The sequence below is a fragment of the Paraburkholderia humisilvae genome, from assembly GCF_902859855.1.
GTDB classification, from domain to species: domain Bacteria; phylum Pseudomonadota; class Gammaproteobacteria; order Burkholderiales; family Burkholderiaceae; genus Paraburkholderia; species Paraburkholderia humisilvae.
Genome location: NZ_CADIKH010000292.1, coordinates 1 through 1,819, shown reverse-complemented (window position 1 = coordinate 1,819; position 1,819 = coordinate 1). Strand labels below are relative to the sequence as shown.

General features: G+C 60.0%; 1 pseudogene. It reads left to right on the top strand.

The features are described from left to right. Nucleotides 1-125: 125 nt before the first annotated feature. Nucleotides 126-1,091, top strand: a pseudogene (locus HV796_RS42000) (IS110 family RNA-guided transposase); the annotation flags it as partial. Nucleotides 1,092-1,819: the final 728 nt, after the last annotated feature.

Genomic DNA, 1,819 nt, shown 5'->3' with positions numbered 1-1,819 from the left:
CAACGCCGTACGCCTGCATTCGACTTTGGGCTATCTGTCGCCCATTGCCTACGAGGCGAAACTGACAGTGAAACAGCCTATCAGCCTGTCCGAAATATCTTGACCACTACATGATTGCCACCCAGAAACAGGCATGGGCACTGCCCGACAACACGCGTGTCGTGGTGAGCTATGAAGCCGGCCAGGACGCATTCTGGATCTTCAGGGCCCTGCAGGCTCGCGGCATCGAATGTTACGTCGTCGATCCCGCGAGCATTCCAGTCCAACGCCAAAAACGGCGCGCAAAGACCGACCGGCTCGACGTGACGAAGCTGGTCATCAACCTGCGGGCCTGGCTGGGTGGCGAACGCGACCGCATGCATGCGGTGCACGTCCCCTCTGCGCAGGACGAAGCTTCGCGCCGCCTGATGCGCGAGCGCGGGCAACTGCAGAAGGAAGTCCTGCAACACCGTGACCGCATGCGCAAGCTACTGGCCACAGTCGGCTGCCGGGAGGACGTCAACAGCCGTAAATTCTCCACCCGCCTCGCGCGCCGTGAAGTGTGCTGTCAGGACGGCGCCCCGCTGCCCGAAGAACTCCACGAACGCCTGCTGCGCGAGTGCGAGCGGTTGGCGCTGGTCGAGACACAGGCGGCCGCCCTGGAAAATGCCTACCACCTGCGCCTGCCCGAACCTGCACGCGAGCGCATTGATCACCTCATACACCTGCGCGGCATCGGTCCGGTTAGCAGCTCGAGACTTGCGCTCGAGCTCTTCTGGAGGCACTTCGCCAACCGCCGCCAGGTCGGTGCGTGTACCGGCCTGGTCCCACAGCCCTACGACAGCGGCGAGACCCACGTCGATCAGGGGATCAGCAAACAGGGCAACCGGCGCGTGCGCGCGTTGCTGATTGAAACGGCATGGACATGGATACGGTACCAGCCCGGCAGCCGGCTCACCCGCTGGTTCAACGAGCGCACGAAACCCACAGGACCCAACCGACGCGCCCGACGTATTGCGATCGTCGCGCTCGCACGCCGCCTGGTCATCGCGCTGTGGCGCTACCTCAAGGATGGTGTCATTCCCGAGGGTGCTGAACTCAAAATGCGATAAGGACACCGATCAAACCAGCGACGCAGCAACGGATCGAACGAAACAGATATTTGCAAGCTCTGAACTGAATATGCCCGTGCAGTTGCCGGGTTGCCTGACAGCAACCGAACGTTGTAGATGGGGCATATTCCTGGAGGGAACCCCTCTAGCGTAACGCGCATAGGATGCGGCCGGCGGCCCGCCGGCGGATAGAAGGCGGTGAGACATTAATGTCTCACGTTGCGCAACACAATTCAGACACGTGCGAGATGGTTTTGTCCCCCCTGTGCTCCAGAAAATGTACTCATCTCATGGAAAACTCGCGAGCCACAAAGCCCTTGACTATTTTCTCCTCATAGAAGGCAACTGCTGGTCGTACAGCAGGTCACAGCCTCAACCTCCACTATTCCAGTTGTTGAATGTGACAAGGCAAGAACGAGCTTTGCCATCTACTACATGCCGCATAACGCGCGGCTGACGGCGACACGCGTCGCACTCATACTGAGCCGTTGCCAGCTCGGCATGCACCAATAGACTACGGGCGACGGAACGCCCGGGTTCCTCCCGCCAGACTTCGACGGTGAAACAGCGAACCACGCGACTCTCACGTCGCACCGGCTACGTGTCCCCAGAGCTTCACACTATTGAGTTTCCCATAAAACATGACAACCGATTCGATGCTGGCGCGTTATATCTCTAACGGATTGAATGGAGATACGCGCCATGGCAAAGAAGCCGTTGGACGAGGC